The sequence below is a fragment of the Pacificispira sp. HM-600 genome (assembly GCF_977993705.1).
Window position 1 is genome coordinate 1,307,121 of the sequence record NZ_OZ388079.1, and the last position, 21,543, is coordinate 1,328,663.

General features: G+C 69.3%; 20 protein-coding genes. 6 read left to right on the plus strand and 14 right to left on the minus strand.

Annotated elements, in window-relative coordinates:
- Positions 1 to 20 precede the first annotated feature (20 nt).
- From ACXZ1E_RS06160 to ACXZ1E_RS06175, 4 genes are read right to left on the minus strand one after another with little or no spacing between them, the layout of a single operon-like run.
- Entirely contained in the window at positions 21 to 1,394 is a 1,374-nt protein-coding gene (locus ACXZ1E_RS06160) for an FAD-dependent oxidoreductase (RefSeq protein WP_458042514.1), read from the minus strand.
- 50 nt (positions 1,395 to 1,444) lie between these two features.
- On the minus strand, positions 1,445 to 2,506 hold the full coding sequence (locus ACXZ1E_RS06165; RefSeq protein ID WP_458042515.1) for a polyprenyl synthetase family protein: 1,062 nt from the start codon (positions 2,504 to 2,506) through the stop codon (positions 1,445 to 1,447).
- Positions 2,507 to 2,515: 9 nt separating this feature from the next.
- On the minus strand, positions 2,516 to 3,286 hold the full coding sequence (locus ACXZ1E_RS06170) for a class I SAM-dependent methyltransferase (protein ID WP_458352071.1): 771 nt from the start codon (positions 3,284 to 3,286) through the stop codon (positions 2,516 to 2,518).
- Complete coding sequence (locus ACXZ1E_RS06175) at positions 3,264 to 3,842, minus strand: DUF402 domain-containing protein (RefSeq protein WP_458042516.1); 579 nt, start codon at positions 3,840 to 3,842, stop codon at positions 3,264 to 3,266. The genes ACXZ1E_RS06170 and ACXZ1E_RS06175 overlap by 23 nt, the downstream gene beginning before the upstream one ends.
- 22 nt (positions 3,843 to 3,864) lie before the next feature.
- Between ACXZ1E_RS06175 and ACXZ1E_RS06180 the strand changes: the two genes are divergently transcribed.
- Positions 3,865 to 5,172, plus strand: coding sequence for an isochorismate synthase (locus ACXZ1E_RS06180; RefSeq protein ID WP_458042517.1), 1,308 nt, complete (start codon positions 3,865 to 3,867; stop codon positions 5,170 to 5,172).
- Here ACXZ1E_RS06180 and menD read toward each other — a convergent pair whose 3' ends face one another.
- Entirely contained in the window at positions 5,173 to 6,915 is a 1,743-nt protein-coding gene (gene menD / locus ACXZ1E_RS06185; RefSeq protein WP_458042518.1) for a 2-succinyl-5-enolpyruvyl-6-hydroxy-3-cyclohexene-1-carboxylic-acid synthase, read from the minus strand.
- A gap of 50 nt (positions 6,916 to 6,965) precedes the next feature.
- Complete coding sequence (locus ACXZ1E_RS06190; RefSeq protein WP_458042519.1) at positions 6,966 to 7,391, minus strand: PLD nuclease N-terminal domain-containing protein; 426 nt, start codon at positions 7,389 to 7,391, stop codon at positions 6,966 to 6,968.
- Positions 7,392 to 7,498: 107 nt separating this feature from the next.
- On the opposite strand from ACXZ1E_RS06190, the gene ACXZ1E_RS06195 reads away from it, so the two are divergent.
- Positions 7,499 to 7,762 carry a DUF4229 domain-containing protein gene (locus ACXZ1E_RS06195; RefSeq protein ID WP_458042520.1) on the plus strand — a complete coding sequence of 88 codons (264 nt, stop codon included), beginning with the start codon at positions 7,499 to 7,501 and terminating at the stop codon, positions 7,760 to 7,762.
- On the opposite strand, the gene ACXZ1E_RS06200 is transcribed toward ACXZ1E_RS06195, so the two are convergent.
- The 4 genes from ACXZ1E_RS06200 to ACXZ1E_RS06215 are packed head-to-tail and all read right to left on the minus strand — an operon-like array spanning position 7,759 to position 11,390.
- Complete coding sequence (locus tag ACXZ1E_RS06200) at positions 7,759 to 8,724, minus strand: 1,4-dihydroxy-2-naphthoate polyprenyltransferase (protein WP_458042521.1); 966 nt, start codon at positions 8,722 to 8,724, stop codon at positions 7,759 to 7,761. The genes ACXZ1E_RS06195 and ACXZ1E_RS06200 overlap by 4 nt on opposite strands.
- A gap of 27 nt (positions 8,725 to 8,751) precedes the next feature.
- Positions 8,752 to 9,390: a LysE family translocator gene (locus ACXZ1E_RS06205; protein WP_458042522.1), complete on the minus strand. Its 639-nt coding sequence runs from the start codon at positions 9,388 to 9,390 to the stop codon at positions 8,752 to 8,754.
- A gap of 9 nt (positions 9,391 to 9,399) precedes the next feature.
- Complete coding sequence (locus tag ACXZ1E_RS06210) at positions 9,400 to 10,482, minus strand: AMP-binding protein (RefSeq protein ID WP_458042523.1); 1,083 nt, start codon at positions 10,480 to 10,482, stop codon at positions 9,400 to 9,402.
- A gap of 8 nt (positions 10,483 to 10,490) precedes the next feature.
- Positions 10,491 to 11,390: a 1,4-dihydroxy-2-naphthoyl-CoA synthase gene (locus tag ACXZ1E_RS06215; RefSeq protein WP_458042524.1), complete on the minus strand. Its 900-nt coding sequence runs from the start codon at positions 11,388 to 11,390 to the stop codon at positions 10,491 to 10,493.
- Positions 11,391 to 11,429: 39 nt separating this feature from the next.
- Here ACXZ1E_RS06215 and ACXZ1E_RS06220 point away from each other — a divergent pair, with 39 nt between their 5' ends.
- On the plus strand, positions 11,430 to 12,431 hold the full coding sequence (locus tag ACXZ1E_RS06220) for an o-succinylbenzoate synthase (RefSeq protein ID WP_458042525.1): 1,002 nt from the start codon (positions 11,430 to 11,432) through the stop codon (positions 12,429 to 12,431).
- On the opposite strand, the gene ACXZ1E_RS06225 is transcribed toward ACXZ1E_RS06220, so the two are convergent.
- Positions 12,409 to 13,047, minus strand: a complete 639-nt coding sequence (locus ACXZ1E_RS06225) for a TetR/AcrR family transcriptional regulator (RefSeq protein WP_458042526.1) — start codon at positions 13,045 to 13,047, stop codon at positions 12,409 to 12,411. The genes ACXZ1E_RS06220 and ACXZ1E_RS06225 overlap by 23 nt on opposite strands.
- A 126-nt stretch (positions 13,048 to 13,173) precedes the next feature.
- Between ACXZ1E_RS06225 and ACXZ1E_RS06230 the strand changes: the two genes are divergently transcribed.
- Together ACXZ1E_RS06230 and ACXZ1E_RS06235 are read left to right on the plus strand one after the other, a co-directional pair.
- Entirely contained in the window at positions 13,174 to 15,951 is a 2,778-nt protein-coding gene (locus ACXZ1E_RS06230; RefSeq protein WP_458042527.1) for an efflux RND transporter permease subunit, read from the plus strand.
- Positions 15,948 to 17,915 carry a YhgE/Pip domain-containing protein gene (locus ACXZ1E_RS06235; RefSeq protein WP_458042528.1) on the plus strand — a complete coding sequence of 656 codons (1,968 nt, stop codon included), beginning with the start codon at positions 15,948 to 15,950 and terminating at the stop codon, positions 17,913 to 17,915. Before ACXZ1E_RS06230 ends, ACXZ1E_RS06235 begins: the two co-directional genes overlap by 4 nt.
- A 53-nt stretch (positions 17,916 to 17,968) precedes the next feature.
- Here the strand turns inward: ACXZ1E_RS06235 and ACXZ1E_RS06240 are convergent, their stop codons facing one another.
- The 3 genes from ACXZ1E_RS06240 to ACXZ1E_RS06250 form a co-directional block, all read right to left on the minus strand.
- Positions 17,969 to 18,166 (minus strand): RNA polymerase sigma factor, encoded by a 198-nt coding sequence (locus tag ACXZ1E_RS06240; protein WP_458042529.1) that lies wholly within the window; start codon positions 18,164 to 18,166, stop codon positions 17,969 to 17,971.
- 102 nt (positions 18,167 to 18,268) lie between these two features.
- Positions 18,269 to 18,898, minus strand: coding sequence for a histidine phosphatase family protein (locus ACXZ1E_RS06245; protein ID WP_458042530.1), 630 nt, complete (start codon positions 18,896 to 18,898; stop codon positions 18,269 to 18,271).
- 9 nt (positions 18,899 to 18,907) lie between these two features.
- Entirely contained in the window at positions 18,908 to 19,939 is a 1,032-nt protein-coding gene (locus ACXZ1E_RS06250; RefSeq protein ID WP_458042531.1) for a DUF368 domain-containing protein, read from the minus strand.
- 171 nt (positions 19,940 to 20,110) lie between these two features.
- On the opposite strand from ACXZ1E_RS06250, the gene ACXZ1E_RS06255 reads away from it, so the two are divergent.
- Positions 20,111 to 21,523, plus strand: a complete 1,413-nt coding sequence (locus ACXZ1E_RS06255; RefSeq protein ID WP_458042532.1) for a DUF222 domain-containing protein — start codon at positions 20,111 to 20,113, stop codon at positions 21,521 to 21,523.
- Positions 21,524 to 21,543: the final 20 nt, after the last annotated feature.

The window sequence follows — 21,543 nt, forward strand, 5'->3', positions numbered from 1 at the left end:
GCCCAGGCTAGCGGCGAGAACTACTCCCCGCGCGAGATCGCGACCATCTCCTCGCGCGGCACGACCTTGATGCGCGCACGCTCGTGGCGAGCACCCAGCGCCACCTCGTGCTCGTCGAGACGGTGCCAGCCCTCGAGATCGGTCCACCGCACGCCTCGCTCGGCCAGCAGCGCGGGGATCGACTCTTCCGAGGGATCCTCGGGCTGCCACCACGACGCTTGGTCGTTGATCAGGAGTCGGACGGTCTCCATCGCGTCGGACTTGGTGTGACCGATCAGGCCGACGGGCCCGCGCTTGATCCAGCCGGTCGCGTAGATGCCCGAGACACGCTCGTTGGACTCCTGGTGAAGAGCCTGGCCTTCGTGGTTCGGAATGACACCGTGCCGGGGATCGAAGGGGACGTCGGGCAGCGGCGAACCGAAGTATCCGACGGCCCGGTAGATCGCCTGGATCGGCACCTCGCGGAACTCACCGGTGCCCTCGATGCCGCCCTGGGCGTCGGGACGGGTGCGCTCGTACACGAACGCCGTCACGCGACCGGAGGCATCCTTCTTGACTTCCACGGGGCGTGCCCAGAAGTGCAGGTGCAGGCGGCGAGATGCCTCACCGCCGGCGTTGTTGACGGACGGGCGCTGGCGCCACGACTGCAGCACGCGGTCGATGACCATGACCTGCTTGTTGCTCGCGATCGCGGTCTTCGACGCCTCGTCGTAGTCGAAGTCCTCGTCGTAGACGACCATGTCGACATCGCGCAGCTCGCCGAGCTCGCGCAGTTCGAGCGGGGTGAACTTGACCTGAGCGGGACCGCGGCGGCCGAAGACGTGGACGTCCGTGACGGGGGATGCCGCAAGGCCCTGGTAGACGTTGTCGGGCACCTCGGTCGGCAGCAGATCTTCGGCGTGCTTGGCCAGCATGCGCGAAATGTCGAGCGCCACATTGCCCACGCCCACAACGGCAACCGACTCGGCCTCCAGCGGCCACGTGCGCGGCACATCGGGGTGCCCGTCGAACCAGCTGACGAAATCGGCGGCACCGTACGAACCCTCGGCATCGATCCCCGGGATGTCGAGGTCGGTGTCGCGGATGGCGCCGGTGGCGAAGATCACGGCGTTGTAGTGACGCTTGAGATCCTCGAGAGTCACGTCCTCGCCGTAGCGAACGTTCCCGAAGAGTCGGATATCGCCCCGATCGAGCACCTCGCGGAGGGCCGTGATGATGCCCTTGATGCGCGGGTGATCGGGCGCAACGCCGTACCGGACCAGTCCGTAGGGGGCGGGGAGCTGCTCGAACAGGTCGATGGAGACATCGAACTTGCGCTCGGTTTTGAGCAGGATGTCCGCGGCATAAATGCCGGCGGGGCCCGCGCCGACGATGGCCAGCCTGAGCTTGGTCATGGGGTCCTTCCGATGGTGCTTGCGAAGAGGGGGAGCGAGGCGGCGAGCGCTCAGCTACTGCGGTCGACGACGACCTCGGAGAAACGCTTGAGAGCGTCGCGAACAGGACCGTCCGGGAGCGGATCGAGAGCCTCGACGGCCTCGCGCGCCCAGTCGTGGGCCAGGCGCAGCGTCCGGGCGGTTGCGTCGTGGTCACGAAGTTCGGCGAGTGCGGTATCGAGGATGGCGGGGTCTGCGCCATCCGCGATGCGAGCGACGCCTTCATCGATACGTGTCTTGAGGGCGACGGATGCATCGTCGCGCTCTTGTCCGAGCAGCAGGAACGGCATCGTCGGCACACCGGCACGCAGGTCGGTGCCGGGCACCTTGCCCGTCTCGTCCGGGTCGGCGCTCAGGTCGAGCACGTCGTCGAGCAGTTGGAAGGCGACGCCGGTCTTCTCGCCGAAGGTACGGAGTGACATGCCGTACTCCTCGGGCGCGCCCGCGAAAACGACGCCCGTCTCGGCCGAAGCGGCGATCAGCGAACCCGTCTTGTCCGCCAGCACCTGCAGGTAGAAGTCGACGGGGTCATCGCCCTCCTGCGGTCCGACGGTCTCGTGCATCTGACCGAGCACGAGCCGCTCGAACGTGTCGGCCTGCAGCCGGATAGCCCGCTCGCCCTGCCGCGCCATGATCTGGCTCGCGCGCGAGAAGAGCAGGTCGCCGGTCAGGATCGCGACGTTGTTGCCCCACACGGTCTGTGCGCTCGGCACCCCGCGACGGACGTCCGCGCCGTCCATGACGTCGTCGTGGTACAGCGAACCGAGGTGCGTCATCTCGAGAGCGGTCGCACCCTCGATCACGGCGGGCGTGATGCCCGCACCGAGGTGCGCCGAGAGCAGGGCGAGCATCGGACGGATGCGTTTGCCGCCGGCCTCGTACAGGTACCGGCTCGTCGCATCGGCGAGAGCATCGGTCATCTTCAACTCGTCGGCCAACGTGGCTTCGACCCGGTCGAGACCCTCCTCCACCTGGGCGAGGAGCTTGCGCGAGCGGGGTCCGGCGAAGACGCGCTCGGTCATGCCGAGTCGGCTCGTCAGTCGCGAGCCGCGCGCTGAGGGGCCCGGAGTCACCCCTCCAGCCTACCGGCGGGTTTTCCGCCCGCGGTGCAGAGCGACAATCCCGAACGAGAGGTTCCGGTAGGCGACATCCTGCCAGCCCGCGCCGCGGATCCATGAGGCCAGGGTTCGCTGGTCGGGCCAATCCCGAATGGACTCGTTCAGGTAGTCGTAGGCATCGGCGTTCGAGGAGAGAGCACGCGCGACGACGGGGAGCACCCGGGAGTTGTAGAAGCCGTACAACTCGGCGAAGGCGCGCGACGGGGGGTGTGAGAACTCGCAGATCACGACCCGCCCCCCAGGCTTGGTGACCCGGTACAGCTCGGCTAGCGCCTTTCGGGGCTCGTCGACGTTTCGCAGGCCGAAGGACATGGTCACGGCGTCGAATTCATCGTCGGCGAAGGGCAGGTCGGTCGCGTTCGCCTCGATAAACGACAGCCCCGGCACCGCGCCGTGACGGCGGCGGCCCTCGGCGATCATGCCGGGCGAGAAGTCCGCCGCAACGACCTGTGCGCCGCTCCGCGTCAGAGCGACGGAGGATGCGCCCGTACCCGCGGCAAGATCCAGGATCCGCTCCCCCGCGCGCGGAGCAACGGCCCGGCGCGTGGCGACACGCCACAGCCGATCGTTGCCGAGGCTCAGGGCGGTGTTGGTGCGGTCGTAGCGACCCGCGACCTGGTCGAACATTCCGCTGACCCGAGCCGGGTCCTTGCCGAGATCGGCACGGTTGGAGGCACGGTTGGGTTCGTTGCGGTTCGACTCACTGTGGTCGTCAGTCGGCGGGTTCGGGGTCACCCGTCGAGTCTACGAGGCGTGCCAGCCAGCGGGCCGCGGTCGCCGGATCGTACGGTGCTTCGTGCGCGCTGACCGCCGCGAACAGTTCGGCGGTGAGTGCCTCGAGCTTCTCGGCCAGGTCGAGCGGGTATCCGTAGAGCACGCGGTGCTCCTCCCACTCGTCCTCATCGTCGATGTAGACACCGCGCGTTTCTTGGTCGACGACGTCGAGGTCCATGTCGATACCGGTCGGTTCGCCGCCCGACCAGCGCGCGTCCCACGCGATGTCGATGTAGACGCGGGTGGGATGCGGTCGCGCGTTCATCGTCAGCACGTGGTCGCCCGATGGCGGCAGCAGCATCACGTTGTCCTCGACAACCACGACCGAACGCCCCGGCCGATCGCTCCGCCATCCCCCGCGCTGCCCGAACCAGTCGCCCCACTCGTCCGCGCCGAGATATACGCACTCGTGCACCCAGTGGGTTGAGCCATCCCACTTGCGCCAGCGGAACTCCAATTTCGTCCCGACGGGGGGACGGACGGATGCCTCGGCCGGCACATTCGGATCTGCGCTCACGCAGCGAGTCTAGGCTGGAGCAGTGACCGAGTCCGCCCCCACCCGCGTGCGTCGACTCGTCGTCACGACCCGCGAGGTCGAGCCATTCGAGGATGTGCTGGCGCATGCTGAACCCACGCATCCGCTGGCGTGGTTGCGACGAGGAGAGGGCATGGTCGGGGTGGGCTCACCGCGACTCATAGAGGTCGGCGGCCATCGCGCAAACCCCGCGGACGGCAACCAGGCGGCCGTGCTCGCCGATGCCTGGCGAGCCACCGCCGCCGCGGCGACCGTCGATGATGAGGTGCGCCTGCCCGGTACGGGCCTCATCGCATTCGGCGCGCTGAGCTTCGATCCCTCGTCGGCGAGCGCAAGCACCCTGATCGTGCCGCAGTTCGTCTTCGGCCGTCGCGCCGGACGCTCGTGGGTGACGACGACCCATCGCGCGGGACGCGAGACCCCTGACATCCCTTCCGCTCCGCCGTGGGGTCCCGCGTGGTCCGCGACCGTCGGGCCCGGCGAACTCGATGCTCCCGGCTACCAGGCCGCGGTCCGTGCCGGCCTCGGGGCCATTGCCGCGGGTGAGGTCAGCAAGGTGGTATTGGCCCGAGATCTCATCGGCTCGGTACCCGCAGGGGCGGATCTGAGGCGACTCGTGCGCGCGCTCGCGACGGGATACCCGGATGTGTGGACGTATGCCGTCGACGGCATCATCGGCGCGAGCCCCGAAACCCTCGTGACCGTCTCGGGCGGGACCATCACGGCCCGGGTGCTCGCCGGGACGGCGCCCCGAGGTGCCGACGCGGACGGCGACACCGAAGCATCCGTCGCCCTGTCCGCGAGCGGCAAAGACCAGGACGAGCACCGCTTCGCTGTCGAGAGCGTACTGCGGACGCTCCGCCCCCACACGAGCGCGCTCACCGCGAGCGAGCAGCCCTTCGCGCTCAAGCTGCCCAACGTCTGGCATCTGGCGACCGATGTCGAGGGCATCGTCGCGGCCGGCGTCTCAGCCCTCGACCTCGTCGGGGTGCTGCACCCGACGGCCGCCGTCGCGGGTACCCCGACCACCTCGGCGCTCGAAGTCATCCGGCGCATCGAGCCGTTCGACCGCGGCCGGTACGCGGGACCGGTCGGCTGGATCGACGCATCCGGTGACGGAGAATGGGCGATCGCGCTGCGCAGCGCCCAGTTCGGTGACGCTGCGGAGCCGACGCAGAACGGGTGGGTCACGCGCGAGACACGCGCCGTCACCGCTCATGCCGGCGCAGGCATCGTGCCCGGCAGCGATCCCGAAGCCGAGTTGCTCGAGACGCGGATGAAGTTCCGCCCGATCGTCGACGCCCTGGCCTGATCAGCGCGCGAGCGGCACCTCGATCAGCTGCCGGCCGCCGACCGGGGACACGAGGAGCTGATCCAGCGCGGGGCGCGTGGTCGGGCGGTGGTACTCCCAGCCGTAGGCGAGGGCGAGGTGCTCGAGCCGCACGGACTGCGGGGTGAACAGCACGCGATCCATGTCGTCGGGTGACGCGACCTGCGCGACCTCGAGCCCGTCGAAGATCGTGCCACCGCCGTCGTTTCCGACGACGACCTGCAGACGCGGCTCGCGTTCGGTCGGCGGCAGGAGGAGCGCCCCGACGTCGTGCAGCAATGCCAGGTCGCCCAGCAGCACGCGGGTGACGCCCGAGCGCCCGTCGGCTTGGCTGGCGAGGGCGATTCCCGTCGCCGTCGCGATCGTGCCGTCGATCCCGGCCACGCCGCGGTTGGAATGCACGGGGACCTTCTTGCCTCCGAGCACACCGTCAGCCACTCGCACCAGACGCGACGACCCGAACACGAGACGATCGTGCGGCCACGTGGCACGCCACAGTGCATCCACGAGCGTGGTGCGATCGAGTGGAGCGCGTACGGCCGCAAGTTCGGCGTCAACGGCCTTCCGCCGCTCGGCGGGATCGGCGGCGGACAGGCCCGCGAGGTCTGGCGCGGGTGCACCGAGGTCGACCTCGTGTGCCTGCGACGCGCGCAGCCACGCCCCGAGCCATTCCCGGTCGGTCTCGCCCGGGTCCACCCGCACGGACTCCACCGGCTCGGTGCATCCGTTGAGGTTCAACCGCTCGCCCGGTCCTCGGACGGCGATCACATCGAGTTCGGGGTTCGAGAGCAGTGCCGCGACCTCACGGCTCAGCGTCGGGCGCCCGAACACGATGGCCCGTTCGACGGCCCCGCCCAGGGAGTCATCGCGCAGGAGCGCGCGGTAGCCGTGCACCAGGTTGCGTCCAAAACGCGCGCCGCTCACAATCTCGGCGACGAGGGGCCATCCGCCATCGTGGGCGACCTGTTCGGCGCCGACACCGGCATCGGCGCCGGCGATCACGAGGGTGCGCGGCCCTCGCGCCAAGGCGTACGGCACGGTCTGGTCGAGGTCACTCGATTCGGCGAGGCCGATGCCACCACCCCCCTGGTACAGGGCTCCCGAGGCCGCCTCGACAGGGGTGGGTGCGTCCGCTGTCGGCTCGCGTTCGGACGCGAACCACGTGGGCAAGGATCCGGCGAGAGGTTCACGGACCGGCAGGTTGACGTGCGCGGGCCCCGCGGGAAGCGAGACGGAACCGGATGCAGCGGCGAAGGCATCCGCGGCGATCGCCCGGAAGGTCGTGGTCTGGGCCGAATCCCCTGCCTCGTCGATGTCCTCCGGCACCGGCGCGTCGAGCGCGAACCGGGTCGACGAACCGAACAGTCCGGGCTGGCGCGTGGTCTGGTTGGCACCGACTCCGCGGAGCTCCGGAGGGCGATCCGCCGTGAGCAGCAACAGGGGAACCCCCGCGTGATGCGCTTCAAGCGCAGCGGGCAGCAGGTTCGCGACAGCCGTGCCCGACGTGCAGATCACGGGAACGGGGAGACGAGACTCGCGGGCCAGGCCCAGCGCGGTGAAGCCGGCAACGCGCTCGTCGATGCGGACGTGCAGCGAGATCCGACCCGCCCGCTCCAGTGCGGTCGCGACGAGCGCGAGTGCCTGCGAGCGCGAACCGGGGCTCAGCACGATGTCGCGCACTCCGAGGTGCACGAGTTCGTCCAGCAGCGCCGCTGCCGAGTCCATGGCGGGGCTCGGCGAGGTCCGCGGCGTATCGCCGCCGGCAACGGGCACTGTCAGCCGATCGAGCCGCGACGCGGGCCGTCGGAGTCCGGATCGACCGCACCCGGGTCGGCACTCTCCGGGTCCGCCGGTGCCGGGCCGGCGTTCCGCGGGTCGTCGGCCTCGGAGTCGAGCATCGCGAGCTCCTCTTCCAGACGACGGATGCGCTCATCCTGGTCCGAGAACGACCCGCCGCCTACGCGTCCGAGAAACTCGGGGTCGTCGTCGGGCGCGAGCGCGAGCTTCAGACGCGTGGGACGCGAGCGTCCCACGACGAACCAGAGGGCGCCGCCGATAACCGGAAGGAGAATGACGATCGCGATCCACGTGGTCTTCGAGACTCCCCGGTGGCGGGTCGGTGGCTGCACGGCGACGTCAACGATGCTCACGACGTAGAACGCCAATGCCAGCACCGCCACGATCAGGAGCACGCGGGGCATAGGAACCATCCTAGGCGCGTGGGATCGCTCGAGACCCGTCGTTGCGCAACTGTGAGGGTCTGCCCAGGCGCGCCGTCGAGCCGGAAGCGCCGGCTTAGGATGAGGGGGTGAAGGTTCCGCCGGTTCTCGTCTACAGCGTGCTGCGTCTGCTGGCGTTCCTGGTGCCGCTCGGTCTCATGCTGCTGCTTCCGATCTTCCGGCAGAACTGGCTCATCGCCGTCGTCTTCGCGGCTCTGATCGGGCTCAGCCTGTCTCTGCTGTTCCTCCGTCAGCCGCGCGCCGCGGTCGCCGAGGGCATCGCCAAGCGCCGGTCCGCATCGCGGTCGCAGGCGCCCGACGAGGACGCCGAGGACGCCGAGCCACGCTCCTAGCCGACGAACGCCCAGGCGAGTAGCCCGGCGTAGCCGAGCGATGTGACCGAGGTCAGCGCCAACGCTGTGACCAGTTCGCGCGGCTGGCGGAAGGTCCAGACGATCAGGATGGCGGGGAGTCCCGCGAGCAACGCGAGCAGCGTGAGCCACGCGATCGGATAGAACAGCGCGACGAAGCCGGCAATCACGAACGGCACGAGCACAAACAGTGTGAACAGCACTTGCGTCGCCCGCTTGCCGATCAGAACCGTGAGCGTCCGTTTGCCGGCGCTGCGGTCCTGATCGAAGTCGCGGAGGTTGTTGGCGAGCAGCACGGCGCAAGCCAGTAGACCGATAGCGACGGCACCGAACCAGGCCTCCTGCGGCACCGCCAGGGCCTGCACCCAGGTCGTGCCGATCGTGGCGACGAGCCCGAAGAAGACGAACACGAAGATCTCGCCGAGCCCGAAGTATCCGTAGGGTCGACGGCCGCCCGTGTAGAACCACGCCGCGACGATGCAGGCCGCGCCGACGGCGATCAGCCACCACTGCTCGGTGCGGATCACGATGGCGAGCCCGGCGATGGCAGCGAGGGCGAAGAAGACCAGCGCGACGGCGAGGACCGTGCGCGGCTTCGCGCGACGCGCGCCCGTGAGACGACCGGGACCGACCCGGTGGTTGTCGGTGCCGCGGATGCCGTCGCTGTAGTCGTTCGCGTAGTTGACGCCGATCTGCAGGCACACCGAGACGGCGAGGCACGCCAGTGCGATGACCCAGTGGAAGAGTCCCGTTGCGAGCACGGCCGCTCCCGTACCGACCACGACGGGGGCGACGGCGAGGGGAAGCGTGCGGGGGCGAGCGGCGCCGATCCAGTCCCGGGCGGTTGCGGGCTTGACGGTCACGGAGTCGGGGCGACCGCTCCGACGCGGGTCGCCGCCGCCACGCTGCTTCTTACCGGTCCGCTTGCGAGTTGTAGCTGCCACGAGGGTTCATCCTAGGCGGATCGCCTTTCAGTGCTTCGAGCCGGTCAGCGCGAGCACGCCACCCAGGCCGATCATCATGCCTCCGCCGGCGGCCGAGAGGCGCTCGACGCGGCGCGGGCTGCGGGCGAACCAGTCACGGGCGGAACCCGCGGCGAGCGCCCACACCGAGTCGCTCGCCCACGCGAGGATCGCGAAGACGATGCCGAGTTCGAGCATCTGCAGCGGGATCGTCCCGGCACCGTAGTCGACGAACTGCGGCAGCACGGCGACGAAGAACGCGATCGTCTTGGGGTTGGTGACGCCGACGACGAAGCCCTCGCCGACGAGGCGCCGGGTCGAGGATGCGGCGGCACCCGCGGCGACCGCGGCCGCGGCATCCTTGCGGTGGCGGATCGCCTGCACGCCCAGATAGATCAGGTATGCGGCGCCGGCGAACTTCACGATCGTAAACAGAACGATCGACTGGGCCACGATCACGCCGAGGCCGAGTGCGACCAGCACCACGAGGACGAGCATGCCGAGGGTGGTGCCGACGACCGACAGCACACCACCCCGGCGGCCGAGCGCGAGGGACCGGCCGATGATGAAGAGCACCGACGGCCCGGGCATGACGATCAGCACGAGCGAGGCGATGAAGAACGCCACGAGTTGCGGCCAGGGAACCATGCCGCGATCCTATTGCTCGCGAATCGCGCGCCGCAGGGCCTCGCGGTCGGGCTTGCCCGAGGGCAGGTGTGGCACGGGTCTTCGCACGAGGCGCGCCGGGCGGGCGGCCGGGCCGAGCGCTTCGGCGACGGCGGCGCGGGCGGCGTCGAGGAGCGCAGCGTCATCGCTGGTTTCGGCCGGCTCGACGACGATGACGGATGCCTCGCCCCAGCGTTCGTCCGTAATCCCGATCACGGCAGCCTGCTCGAGTCCGGGCACACCGCGCACGATCGCCTCGACGCGGTCGAGCGAGACATTGATGCCGCCCGACACGATGACATTGTCGCGGCGACCGGTGACACGGACGACGCCGCCCTCGACCGTTCCGGCGTCGCCCGTGCGGTACCGGCGGATTCCGTCGAGGCCGATCGGGAAGGTCGAGGCCGTGAGCGCGTCGTCGCCGAGATATCCGTCGGCCAGGGTCGGACCCGCGATCAGCAGCTCGCCGTCGATAACGCTCACGTCGATTCCCGCAAGCGGGACTCCGTCGTAGACACAGCCGCCGCTCGTCTCGGTCGAACCGTAGGTGCGGACGATCCGGATGCCGAGGGCCTCCGCACGCTCGCGCAGCGGCACGGGAAGCGACTGACCGCCGATCAGGATCGCCGCGAATGAGCGCAAGACGTCGCCCAGACGGCGTTCCGTCTCGGCGGCCGCGACGAGCGTCGCGAGTTGGGCCGGGACGAGCGAGGTGAAGCGCAAAGCCGAACCGGGCAGTTCGCGTGTCGCCTCGACGAACGCATCCGGGGAGAAAGATCCATCCAGATAGACCGGACGCGTTCCCGCGAGGTGCGCGCGCACGAGCACCTGCAGACCCGCGACGTACCCGGCGGGCAGCGCGAGCAGCCAGGCACCCTCGCCGATGCGCGCGGCCGTGGCGGTCGCCGAGGCGCGCAACGCCGAGGCACGCAGCACGACGGTCTTTGGAACGCCCGACGAGCCCGAGGTCGTGACCAGGATCGGATCGTCGGCGCTCAGCGCGGCGGGCAGAGCTTCGGCGACGGCGTGCGGATCGCTGCCGTCACTCGACAAGCCACCCAGGACAACGCCCATCCGAGCGCCTAGTACTGCCAGGGGTACGGCGCCCAGTCGGGCTCGCGGCGCTCGAGGAACGCATCGCGCCCCTCGAGCGCCTCGTCCGTCCCGTACGCGAGGCGGGTCGCCTCGCCCGCGAAGAGCTGCTGACCGACCAATCCGTCGTCCACCGCATTCATCGCGAATTTCAGCATGCGGATCGACGTCGGCGACTTGCCGAGGATCGTCCGCGCCATCGCGAGCGCCTCACGCTCGAGCTCGACGTGGGGCACGACCTTGTTGACCGTGCCCATCTCGCGCCCGCGATCGGCGGAGTACTCCTCTGCGAGGAAGAACACCTCGCGCGCGACCTTCTGGCCGACCTGCTTCGCGAAGTACGCGCTGCCGTAGCCCGCGTCGAACGATCCGACATCCGCGTCAGTCTGTTTGAACTTGCCGTGCTCGGCGCTCGCGATCGTCAGGTCGCAGATCACGTGCAGGCTGTGCCCGCCGCCTGCCGCCCACCCGGGCACGACCGCGATCACGACCTTCGGCATGAAGCGGATGAGGCGCTGCACCTCGAGAATGTGCAGGCGTCCCACGCGCGCGGGGTCGGTGACGGATGTCTCGTCTTCCGAATATTTGTAGCCGTCGCGACCGCGGATGCGCTGGTCGCCGCCCGAGCAGAACGCCCAGCCGCCGTCTTTCGGGCTCGGACCGTTGCCGGTCAGCAGCACGACACCGATCTTCGGATCTTGCCGCGCGGCATCGAGCGCGCGGTAGAGCTCATCGACCGTCCGCGGACGGAACGCGTTCCGCACCTCGGGTCGGTTGAACGCGACCCGCGCGATGCGTCCGTCGACCGAGACGTGCGCCGTGATGTCCGTGTAGGCGTCCGCGCCGGGCGCCTCGCGCCACTCCGCCGGATCGAAGATCTCCGAAACCATGGGACTCAGCCTAGGCACCGACAGGAGCAAGATGGGCTCATGACGGATGCATCACCCCTCCCCACGTTCGACGAACTCCGCGAACGCGCGGTCGTCGTCGCCCTCCCCCTGCGCGTCCGCTTTCGCGGACTCGACGTGCGCGAGGCGCTGCTGCTCGAGGGGCCCGCCGGGTGGACCGAGTTCTCACCCTTCGCCGAGTACGGCGACGGCGAGGCCGCGACGTGGCTCGAGGCCGCGCTGGACTACGGATGGCGCGAGCTACCCGAGGGTCAGCGCACCGAGATCATGGTCAACGCGACCGTTCCGGCCGTGCCCGCGGCATCCGTCCCGGAAGTGCTCGCCCGCTTTCCGGGGTGCCGCACCGCCAAGGTCAAGGTCGCCGAGGCTGGGCAGCGCCTCGCGGAAGACATCGAGCGGGTACGCGCCGTCCGACATGAGCTCGGCGCCGAGGGGCGCATCCGCGTGGACGCGAACGGCGGGTGGAACGTCGACGAGGCCGAGCATGCCGTGCACGCCCTAGCCGAGTTCGATCTCGAGTACATCGAACAGCCCTGCGCGTCCATCGACGAGCTCGTGCAGCTGCGGGAACGCATCCGCTACCTCGACATCCCGATCGCGGCCGACGAGAGTGTGCGGAAGGCCGAGGATCCCCTCGCCGTCGCGCGGGCCGGCGCGGCCGATCTGCTCGTCATCAAGGCACAGCCCCTCGGCGGCATCCGCCGCGCGCTCGAGATCGTCGAGCGCGCGGGCTTGCCCGTGGTCGTCTCGAGCGCACTCGACACCGCGATCGGGCTCGCGATGGGTGCTTCCCTCGCCGCGGCGCTGCCCAACCTGGACTACGACTGCGGGCTGGGGACGTCCGCGCTGTTCGAGACGGATGTCGCGGCTCTCACCGGCGGCGGCGGCACGATCACCGTCGGGCGCATCCGCCCGGATGCCGACGCGCTCGAGAGGCTGGCAGCACCGCCAGAGCGCCGCGAGCGGTGGCTTGCACGCCTCGAGCGCTGTCTCGCGGTGCTCAGCGAGCGGGAGCATCGATAATCAGCTGCGCGAGACGGCCGATCTGAACGCTCGTGCGACGGCACAGCTCTTCGTAATCGAGTCCGGCCATCACCGCTCGCACGGACGCACCCTCCCACGCCATCAGCATGAGCCGGGCGGCTTCCTCCGCGGGCACCCGGAGCGTCAGCCGGCGCGCGCGCACGATGTCGTCGATGATCTGGGCGACACTCGCGATCATCTCGGTCTCTTGCGCGAGGTAGGCGTCGGCGATCGAGCGATTGCGCAGAGCGTGGATGCGGATCTCGCTCATCAGCAGCACGCCGAACCGATCGTCGTTCGAGACGTCGAGCACCTCTTGCACGATCGAGAAGGCATCGGCGCCCGGCGGGGCAGGGGCGTGCTCCAGTTCGCCGACCCGTGCACGAACGGCCGCGACCCGATCTCGAGCGACGCGACCGGCGAGTTCGAGGAAGAGCTCTTCCTTCGTCTCGAAGTTCGAGTAGAAGGCTCCGCGGGTGTAGCCGGCGCGTTCGCAGACCGCCTCGACGGAGGCGGCGTCCAACCCCACCTCGGCGAACACCTGGGCGGCGGCGTCGAGAAGCCTCTGCCGCGTCGCCTCGCGCCGGCGAGTGGTCGACACCGTGCTATCGCCCATACGCACTCCCTTCCAGAATCCTCACACCATGCACACAGCCTTGCGCTCCTGGGAAGATTTACGATACACCTATGTATCGGATACATCGGCGTATCGATATGACCATTCGAACGCCCTGGAGGCCCTGTGTCCACCCTGCTCTACTCGCTGGGACGTTGGTCGTACCGTCACGGATGGCGGGTGCTGATCGCGTGGCTTCTGCTGCTCGGGCTCGGCGGCGCGGGCGCCGTGCTGCTCGGCCAGGGCACCGATAACTCGTTCTCGATCCCCGGAACCGAGGCCCAAGAGGGGCTCGAGCAACTCAGCCGAACGTTCCCGCAGGCGAGCGGCACGAGCGCGCAGTTCATCGTCGTCGCCGCCGAGGGCGACCGCGTCGATGAGGCGCCGTACGTCGACGACATCGCGGCAAGCATCAGCACGATCGAAGGCATCGACGGTGTTCTCGCCGTCACCGACCCGTTCGACGAGATGGTGTCGGGACTCGTCACCGACGACGCATCCGCCGCGATCGTGCGCCTGCAGTTCGATGGGCAGGCGACGGATGTCTCGGCCGAGACCCGCGACGAACTCACCAGCATCGTCGACGACCTGCGCGCGGAGCTGCCCGTCGGCTCCGAGGCGGAGCTCGGCGGCGACCTGTTCTCAACCTCCGTCCCGGGCGTGACGATCACCGAGGCCGTCGGCATCCTGATCGCCCTGCTCGTCCTCTTCGTCACCTTCCGTTCGTTCCTCGTCGCCGGGCTGCCCCTGGTCACCGCACTGATCGGCGTCGGGCTGTCGATGACGCTGATCCTGTTCGCGACGGTCTTCACGACGATCTCGTCGACCACCCCCCTGTTGGCCCTGATGCTCGGTCTGGCGGTCGGCATCGACTACGCGCTCTTCATCGTCGCTCGACATCAAGACCAGGTGCGGTCGGGAATCGACCCCGAAGGCTCCGTGGCGCAGGCGACGGGAACCGCCGGATCTGCGGTCGTCTTCGCCGGCATCACGGTGATCATCGCCCTGATCGGGCTCTCGATCGCCAACATCCCCTTCCTCACGACCATGGGCATCGCGGCGGCCCTCTCGGTCGCGATCGCCGTTCTCGTGGCGCTCACCCTCACCCCGGCGCTGCTCGGATTCATGGGGCACCGCGTCCGCGGACGGATGCCCAAGCCCCGCGCCGTTCGCGAGGAGAAGCCTGTCCGCAAGCGCACGGGCTTCGCCGAGCGCTGGGTGAACGGAGTGACCAAGCGTCCGATCGTCACGACCGTCGCGGTCGTCGTGGGTCTCGGGATCATGGCGATTCCGGCGACCCAGCTCGCGCTGGCCCTGCCCAACGCGGGGATGCTGCCCGAGTCATCGCAGGCGCGCAAGAGCTACGACCTGATCGCGGAGGAGTTCGGGCCGGGGTTCAATGGCCCCCTCATCATGACGGGCACGATCGTGACCTCCACGGACCCCCTCGGGCTGATGGAGGACCTCGGCGACGAGATCGCGCAGATCCCGGGCGTTGACACGATCGCGCTGGCGACTCCGAACGAAACAGCCGATACGGGCATCATCCAGATCATTCCTGAGACGGCCCCGGATGATCCGGCCACCTCGCAACTGGTGCGTGACCTGCGCGCCGAGCACGACAGGCTGCTCGACGAGTACGGCGTCGATCTGAAGGTGACCGGCTTCACGGCCATCGCCATCGATATCTCGGACCGTTTGGGCGCCGCGCTCCTGCCGTTTGCGCTGTTCGTCGTCGGCCTGTCGTTCGTCCTGTTGATGATCGTCTTCCGCTCGATCGCCGTGCCGCTGACGGCTGCACTCGGCTATCTGCTGTCGGTCGGGGCGGCGTTCGGCATTGTGGCCGCGGTGTTCGAGTGGGGGTGGTTCGCCGAGTTGTTGCACGTCAACCGCACGGGACCGATCATCAGCTTCATGCCCATCGTGCTGATGGGCGTGCTCTTCGGCTTGGCGATGGACTACCAGGTCTTCCTCGTCACTCGCATGCGCGAAGACTTCGTGCACGCGTCGCGCGAGCGTCGCGGGCGTGGCGACAAGCTCACGGCGATCGGCGCCGTTCGCTCCGGTTTCACCGCGTCGGCGCGGGTCGTGGTCGCGGCTGGCCTGATCATGTTCGCGGTGTTCGCCGCGTTCGTCCCCGAGGGCGATTCCTCCCTCAAGCCCATCGCGCTGGGGCTCGCCTCGGGCATCGCGATCGACGCGTTCCTGGTGCGCATGACCCTCATCCCGGCCGTCATGGCGCTCCTCGCCGAGAAGGCCTGGTGGATCCCCCGGTGGCTCGACCGAATCCTGCCCCACATCGACATCGAGGGCGACGCGGTGCGCCGCGAGATCGAGTACACCGACTGGCCCGAGCCCGAGACGACCGCCGTGGTGGTGGCCGAGGGCCTCGGCGTGGTCGAAGACGAGCGGGTGCTGTTCTCCGACGTGTCGATGCGACTCGAACCCGGCAAGACCCTCGTGATCAGCTCACCCGACACGATCGCCACCCGAAGCCTTCTGCTCACGATCGCGGGCCGCCTCGCCCCCACCGACGGGCTGCTGAAGGTCAGCGGGCACCTGCTGCCCGGCCGCGCGGCCTGGGTGCGCGGCCGCGTGGGCGTGGCCCTGCTCTCCGACGCGGATGACCCCGTCGACGAACTGCGCCGTGCCCTGGCTGGCACGCCCCGCCTCGTTGTGATCGACGGTATCGATGCGATCACCAGTGATAGCGATCGGGATCAGGCATCCGCTCTTCTGCGGGATGCCGCCGACCGCGCCAAGGACGGCGGCCTGGCCCTGGTGGTGTCGGCCCGTCGCGAGCCGATCGCCCTTGCCCTGCTAGCCGAGGCGCGACGACCCGACGTAGCCGGACTGACGTTGACCTACTCCGAGGCTTTGACCCACCCCGAGGTGACCGCATGACTCTCCCCATCGAACGCGCACGTTCGCGCCGCCCCGTCACCTGGCTCACCGTGATCGGTGTGCTTCTGCTGCCCGCCGTGCTCGGCGGAATCCTGGTCACGGCGCTCTACAACCCGACCGAGCGGCTCGACCGCATCACGGCCGCGATCGTGAACGACGACGAGCCCGTCACGGTCAACGATCAGTTGACTCCGCTCGGGCGCCAGCTCTCGGCGGGATTGGTGGATGGCTCGGATGACCTCGACTCCAACCTCACCTGGGTGCTCTCGAACGACGAAGACGCAGCGGACGGGCTCGCGGACGGCACGTACGACGCCGTCGTGACCATTCCGTCCGAGTTCTCGGCCGCGGCGACCTCATCGGGTCAGGCGCTCGCCGACCCGGCCGGGGTGACTCCCGAACGCGCGGTCATCGATGTCGAGACGTCCTCCGACTCGCTCCTCGTCGACGATCTGATCACCGCGCAGGTCACACAGACGGCGGCAACCATCACGGGTCAGCAGATCTCGACCCTCACGCTCGAGAACGTCTTCCTGAGCTTCACGACCCTCTCGGACCAGATCGGTGAGGCCGCGACCGGCGCCGGTCAACTCGCGGATGGCGCGGGCCAGGCCGCCGCGGGCGGTGCCGCGCTGCCGGACGGCGCCGCGCAGCTCGCATCGGGCGCGAGGTCGGCGTCTTCGGGTGCAGGCGAGCTCGCCGGCGGGCTCGACACGATCGCGGGCGGTATCCGCAGCTCGGCATCTGGGGCGTCAGGGCTCGGGGCGGGGATCACGCAGATCACGGACCAGCTCGCGGGAACGCAGCTGATCGAGGGTGCGAACGGCTCATCGCAGCTGGCTGCCGCGATCGACGGACAAAGCGCCGGCACGACGGCGGCACTCACACAGCTCGTCGCTGACTGCGGCACCTCCGGGGCCCCAGGAACATTCTGCACATCGTTGCAAGAGGCCCTCGTCAGCTCGAAAACGACGGATGCCTACGTCGACCGACTCGTGCCCGCAGCCTCGGGAACCGCTGCCGGTGTGACGCAGATCACGGGACCGGCATCGCCCGTCGTGGGCGGGCTCCGCCAGAGCGCGGCGGGTGCAGCATCCCTCTCCTCGGGCCTGACGCAGCTCGCCGATGGCACGACCGCGAGCGCGAACGGTGCGCGCGGCCTGCAGAACGGTCTCGCGCAACTCGCAACGGGTGCCGATCAGCTCGGCACGGGCGCGCAGACCCTCGTCGACGGTGTCGGCGAGCTCGCGGGAGGCGCGACATCACTCGCCGACGGCCTGGATCAGGCCGTCGAGGCCCTGCCGGCCTTCAGCGACAGCGAGGCGACGAGCCTCGCCGAGGTGCTGAGCGATCCCGTCGGCACCGACGGGATCGGGTCGTCCCTGTTCGGGGCATCCGCGATCCCCCTCCTGTCGATGGTTGTGCTGTGGTTCGGCGGATTGGCGACCTTCGTGGCCCTCCGCGCCGCGACCGGACGCGCCCTCGCCTCTCGCCAGTCGTCGGTGCTGCTGACGCTGCGCACATTCCTGCCCGCGGCGCTCCTCGGCGCCGCCCAGGGTCTGCTCGTCGCGGTCGTCGCGCAGTTCGCCGCCTCGTACGACTGGGGCCAGTGGTGGGCGTTCGCCGCCGTGTGCGTGGTCGCCGGTATCTCCTTTGCGGCCGTCAACCAGGCTCTCGTCGCTGTGCTCGGTGGCGTGGGCCGCTGGGTGTCGACACTCGTCGGCGTGCTCGCGCTCGCGACGGGCATCGTCTCGACGGTGCCCGGACCGCTGACGGCGATTGCGGGGCTCTTGCCGACCGCCCCGGCCTACCACGCGATGGTGGGTTCGCTCACGGCGGCCGGTGGCGTCACCGCGGGGGCCGTCGGGCTGATCGCCTGGGGTGCCCTGTCGCTGATCGTGACGATGATCGTCGTGGCGCAGAAGCGTTCGACATCAGCGCGGGCCGTGCTGGCGACGGCCTGACACCGCGGTCGCCCCGCGAGCACAGCGAGACGAAACGACGACGTGCTCGACGATCAGGGATGGTCGAGCACAATAGGCTGCGACTCGAGCGCAAAGCGCAGGGACTCCTTGGCGCGCGCGTACCTACTGCGCGTGGTCGTCGGCGGCTCGTCGAGCATCTGCGCAACCTCGGCGAGGCTGAATCCGTCCCGGTGCACCAACCGCACGACCTCGGCCTGATCGGCCGGCAGTCGATCGATGGCATCCCGCACGTCCGCCCCCTCATCCGGTGCCGGAGCGTCCGCCACCCGTGCATGCCGCCAGCGTCACCGCGAGCGCCAGAGCGGCAACGCCGCCCAGCATCCGTCGCACGTTCAAACCGCGCCCACATCCACGGCACCCGCGGTGTTCGCGGGCTCCGCATAGTCCACCTCGCGCCAGACATCGCCGTGGCGCTCGAAGCTCGTCACGCTCGAGAGCGCGCAGCGCCGCCGCCGCGGATCGTGGCGCAACGGCAATCCCGCAACCGACAGGTGCGTGACCCAGATCGGCAGCTGGTGCGACACGATCGCGACGTCACCACCGTCGCCGGCGTTCCACGCCCCGTCCATCGCCGCGCGCATCCGCTCGACAACGCTCACGTACGGCTCACCCCAACTCGGGATCTCGGGTCGACGCAAATACCGCCAGTTGGCGGGGTTTATGAGCGCCCGCTTCATGCGGCGCCCCTCGAAGACGTTGGTGGGCTCGATCACACGCTCGTCAACGAGCGGTTCGAAGCCGAAGATCTCCGAGAACGGAATCGACGATTCGCGAGCGCGTTGCAGCGGGGAGCATATGAGCGACGCCAGGGGCCGGTCGAGATCCTTGACGTAGCGAGCCGCATCGGCGGCCATCCGGCGGCCGTCGGCACTCAGTCCGAACCCGGGAAGGCGGCCATAGAGCACGCGCATCGGGTTGTGCACCTCGCCATGCCGCACGAGGTGGAGGCGGTCGGCGGGCACCCCTTCAGTCTACGTGGGGCGCTTCTGCACGGTCTCTGTGCGGACCTGATGAGAGGACGCCTCCGCGGTCGTGTTGCCCGCGCTCTGATTCGCGAGCCCGCCCAGCCGACGTTCTACGACGACCAAACCGATCACGAGCGCCGCGCCCAGCACCGCGAGTGCAACGGGCGCGAACACGGGCTCGGTCGGGGCTATCGGCACACCGACGCCGCTGGTCTGGCCGGGAGCCAGTTCCTGCCACGGCCAGAGCGCTCGGAGGGACCCGAGCATGAGCCCCGCCATAGCCAGCAACGTGAAGCGCCGAACGTGGTCGAGCAGCCACTTCATGACGCGGACGATCGTCACCAAACCGAGGAGCGCACCAGCGGCGAAGACGCCGAGGTAGGCGAAATCACGTTCATCCACGGCGATGAGCGTCGGCGAGTACAGACCGATGGCCAGGAGGAAGAACGAGCCCGAAATGCCCGGCACGACGAGCGCACACACCGCGATCGCCGCGGCGATGAACACGACCCACAGCGGCGGGTCGACGGTGATCGTGCCGCTGGCCAGATCGACGAGCAGGTATGCCGTCACGGCCGCCGCGGCGAACGCAAGCAAACCGAGCAGACGAGACACGATCGATCGACTGCGCTTCGGGATCAGTGTGAGAGGCACGACGATGCTCGCCGCGACGAGACCGAAGAAGAGTCCGCGGGATGCCTCGGCGTGCGTTGAGACCAGGGATTCGATCGTGCCCGCCAAGAGCACGACCATGGCGATCATCCCGATCAGGAGGGGAAGGATCAGAGACCACTCGACGCCGCGGATCTTGGCGGTGAACGACCGTTTGCGGTCGGGACCCGTGATGACGACCCTGACCGCCGACGTCAGGTGGGCCGCCGAGTCGATGAGGCGCTCGTAGACGCCCGTGATCAGCGCGACCGTGCCGCCCGAGATGCCGGGCAGCAGCTCGGCGATCCCGATCAGGCCACCACGAACCATATTGATGAGGGAGCGGAGGGTGGCCCGGCGGCGCGAGATCGTCGAGGTCAGCGTCATATATCAAGGGTACGGGTGGGGCGTGTCGCGTTCCTGGGACGACCGCTCGTTGAGCGAGCGAAGCGAGTCGAAACGCGCCCTCCACAGCCCCACTCGAAGATGAGAAGTATTTCATTTCTGACCGGGCGAAAACCCCCGCTCAATGTCGGTGGCCCTCGGCAGAATAGAGGTATGGAAAGCCTCGTCGACACCCTGCGCGAACTGGTCGCGCACGTCGGCGAGGTCGTCGATGCGGTGCACCGCGAGGGGCTGGTGGCCGCGGCATCCGATGCCGATCAGGCCGTCGCGCTGGAGTTGTTGGGCCGGCTCGGACGCCGGGTCGATGGGCTGGCGATCGAGGCCGTTTCGGAGGTCGCGGCGCGGTCCGAGTCGGTGGTGCGGGAGGAGCGGCTGACGTCGCGACTCGGATGCCGCAACGTGAGCGAACTCGTTCAGCGCGCGACGCGCCTCGGCCCCCAGACCGCCGGTCGCTTCGAGCGCGCGGCACGGGCCACGCGGCAGGGACGCTCGGTCTTCTCGGGTGAACTCGAACCCGCCGCTCTTCCCGCGATGCGCGCGGCGCTGCTCGACGGTGAGGTCGGGCTCGACGGTGTTCTCGCGGTGGCCGAGCCGCTCTCGTCTTTGGTGTCCGGGGTCTCGCGTGAGGCGCTGTTGATTGCCGACCAGGTGCTCGCCGCCGAAGCGCGCGGCGAGGGACCCGACGGTGCACCGCCGCTCTGCGCGGATCTGCTCAAGGTGCAGGCGCGGGTGTGGGCGGTCGTGCTCGATCAAGACGGCGCCGAACCCCGCGAACACCAGGCGTTGCTCAAGCGCGCGGTCACTCTCGGCCCCGCGCGCGATGGGCTCGTGCCTATTCAAGGTCGACTGTTGCCCGAGGTCGCGGCGCGGCTGCAGCGCATCTTCGACGCATCCCTCTCGCCGAAGGTCACGCGCGATGGCGTGCGATTCGTCGAAGCGGATGCGTCGGATGTTCCCGCGCCCCTCGATGACCGCCGCCGCCCACAGAAGCAGCACGACGCCTTCGCGGGCGCGCTCGCGGCCGCGGCCGCCAGCGGCGAGCTGCCGACAATCGGCGGCGGCGCCCCGACCCTCGTGGTCTCGGTGCGCGAAGAAGACCTCACGTCGGGTCATGGCTGGGCGCACACCGAGGGCACCGAAGAGCCTCTGTCGCTCACCACCGCCCGGCACATCGGCTGCGCGGGTGTCGTTCAGCGCGTCGCCATGGGCGGCAACGGCCGCATCCTGCGCCTCGGCACGGAAGAGCGCGTGTTCAACCGCTACCAGCGCCGCGCGATCGCCCTTCGTGACGGAGGATGCATCATTCCCGGATGCGGTGTCCCGGCCGGGTGGTGCGAAATCCACCACGTCACGGGCCATGCCGAGGGCGGCGCGACGCACACCGACAACGGCGCACTCCTCTGTTGGTACCACCACAGATTCATCGACCGAAACGGCTGGTCGATCCGCATGAACCGAGGCGTGCCCGAAGTCCGCGCACCCTCCTGGATCGACGCCCGGATGCTGTGGCGCCCCGTCACCCGCTCCCCCACCCGCCTACGCGACCGGGTCGTCCGGCAGACATGAAGAGAGCCCCCGTAGACTGA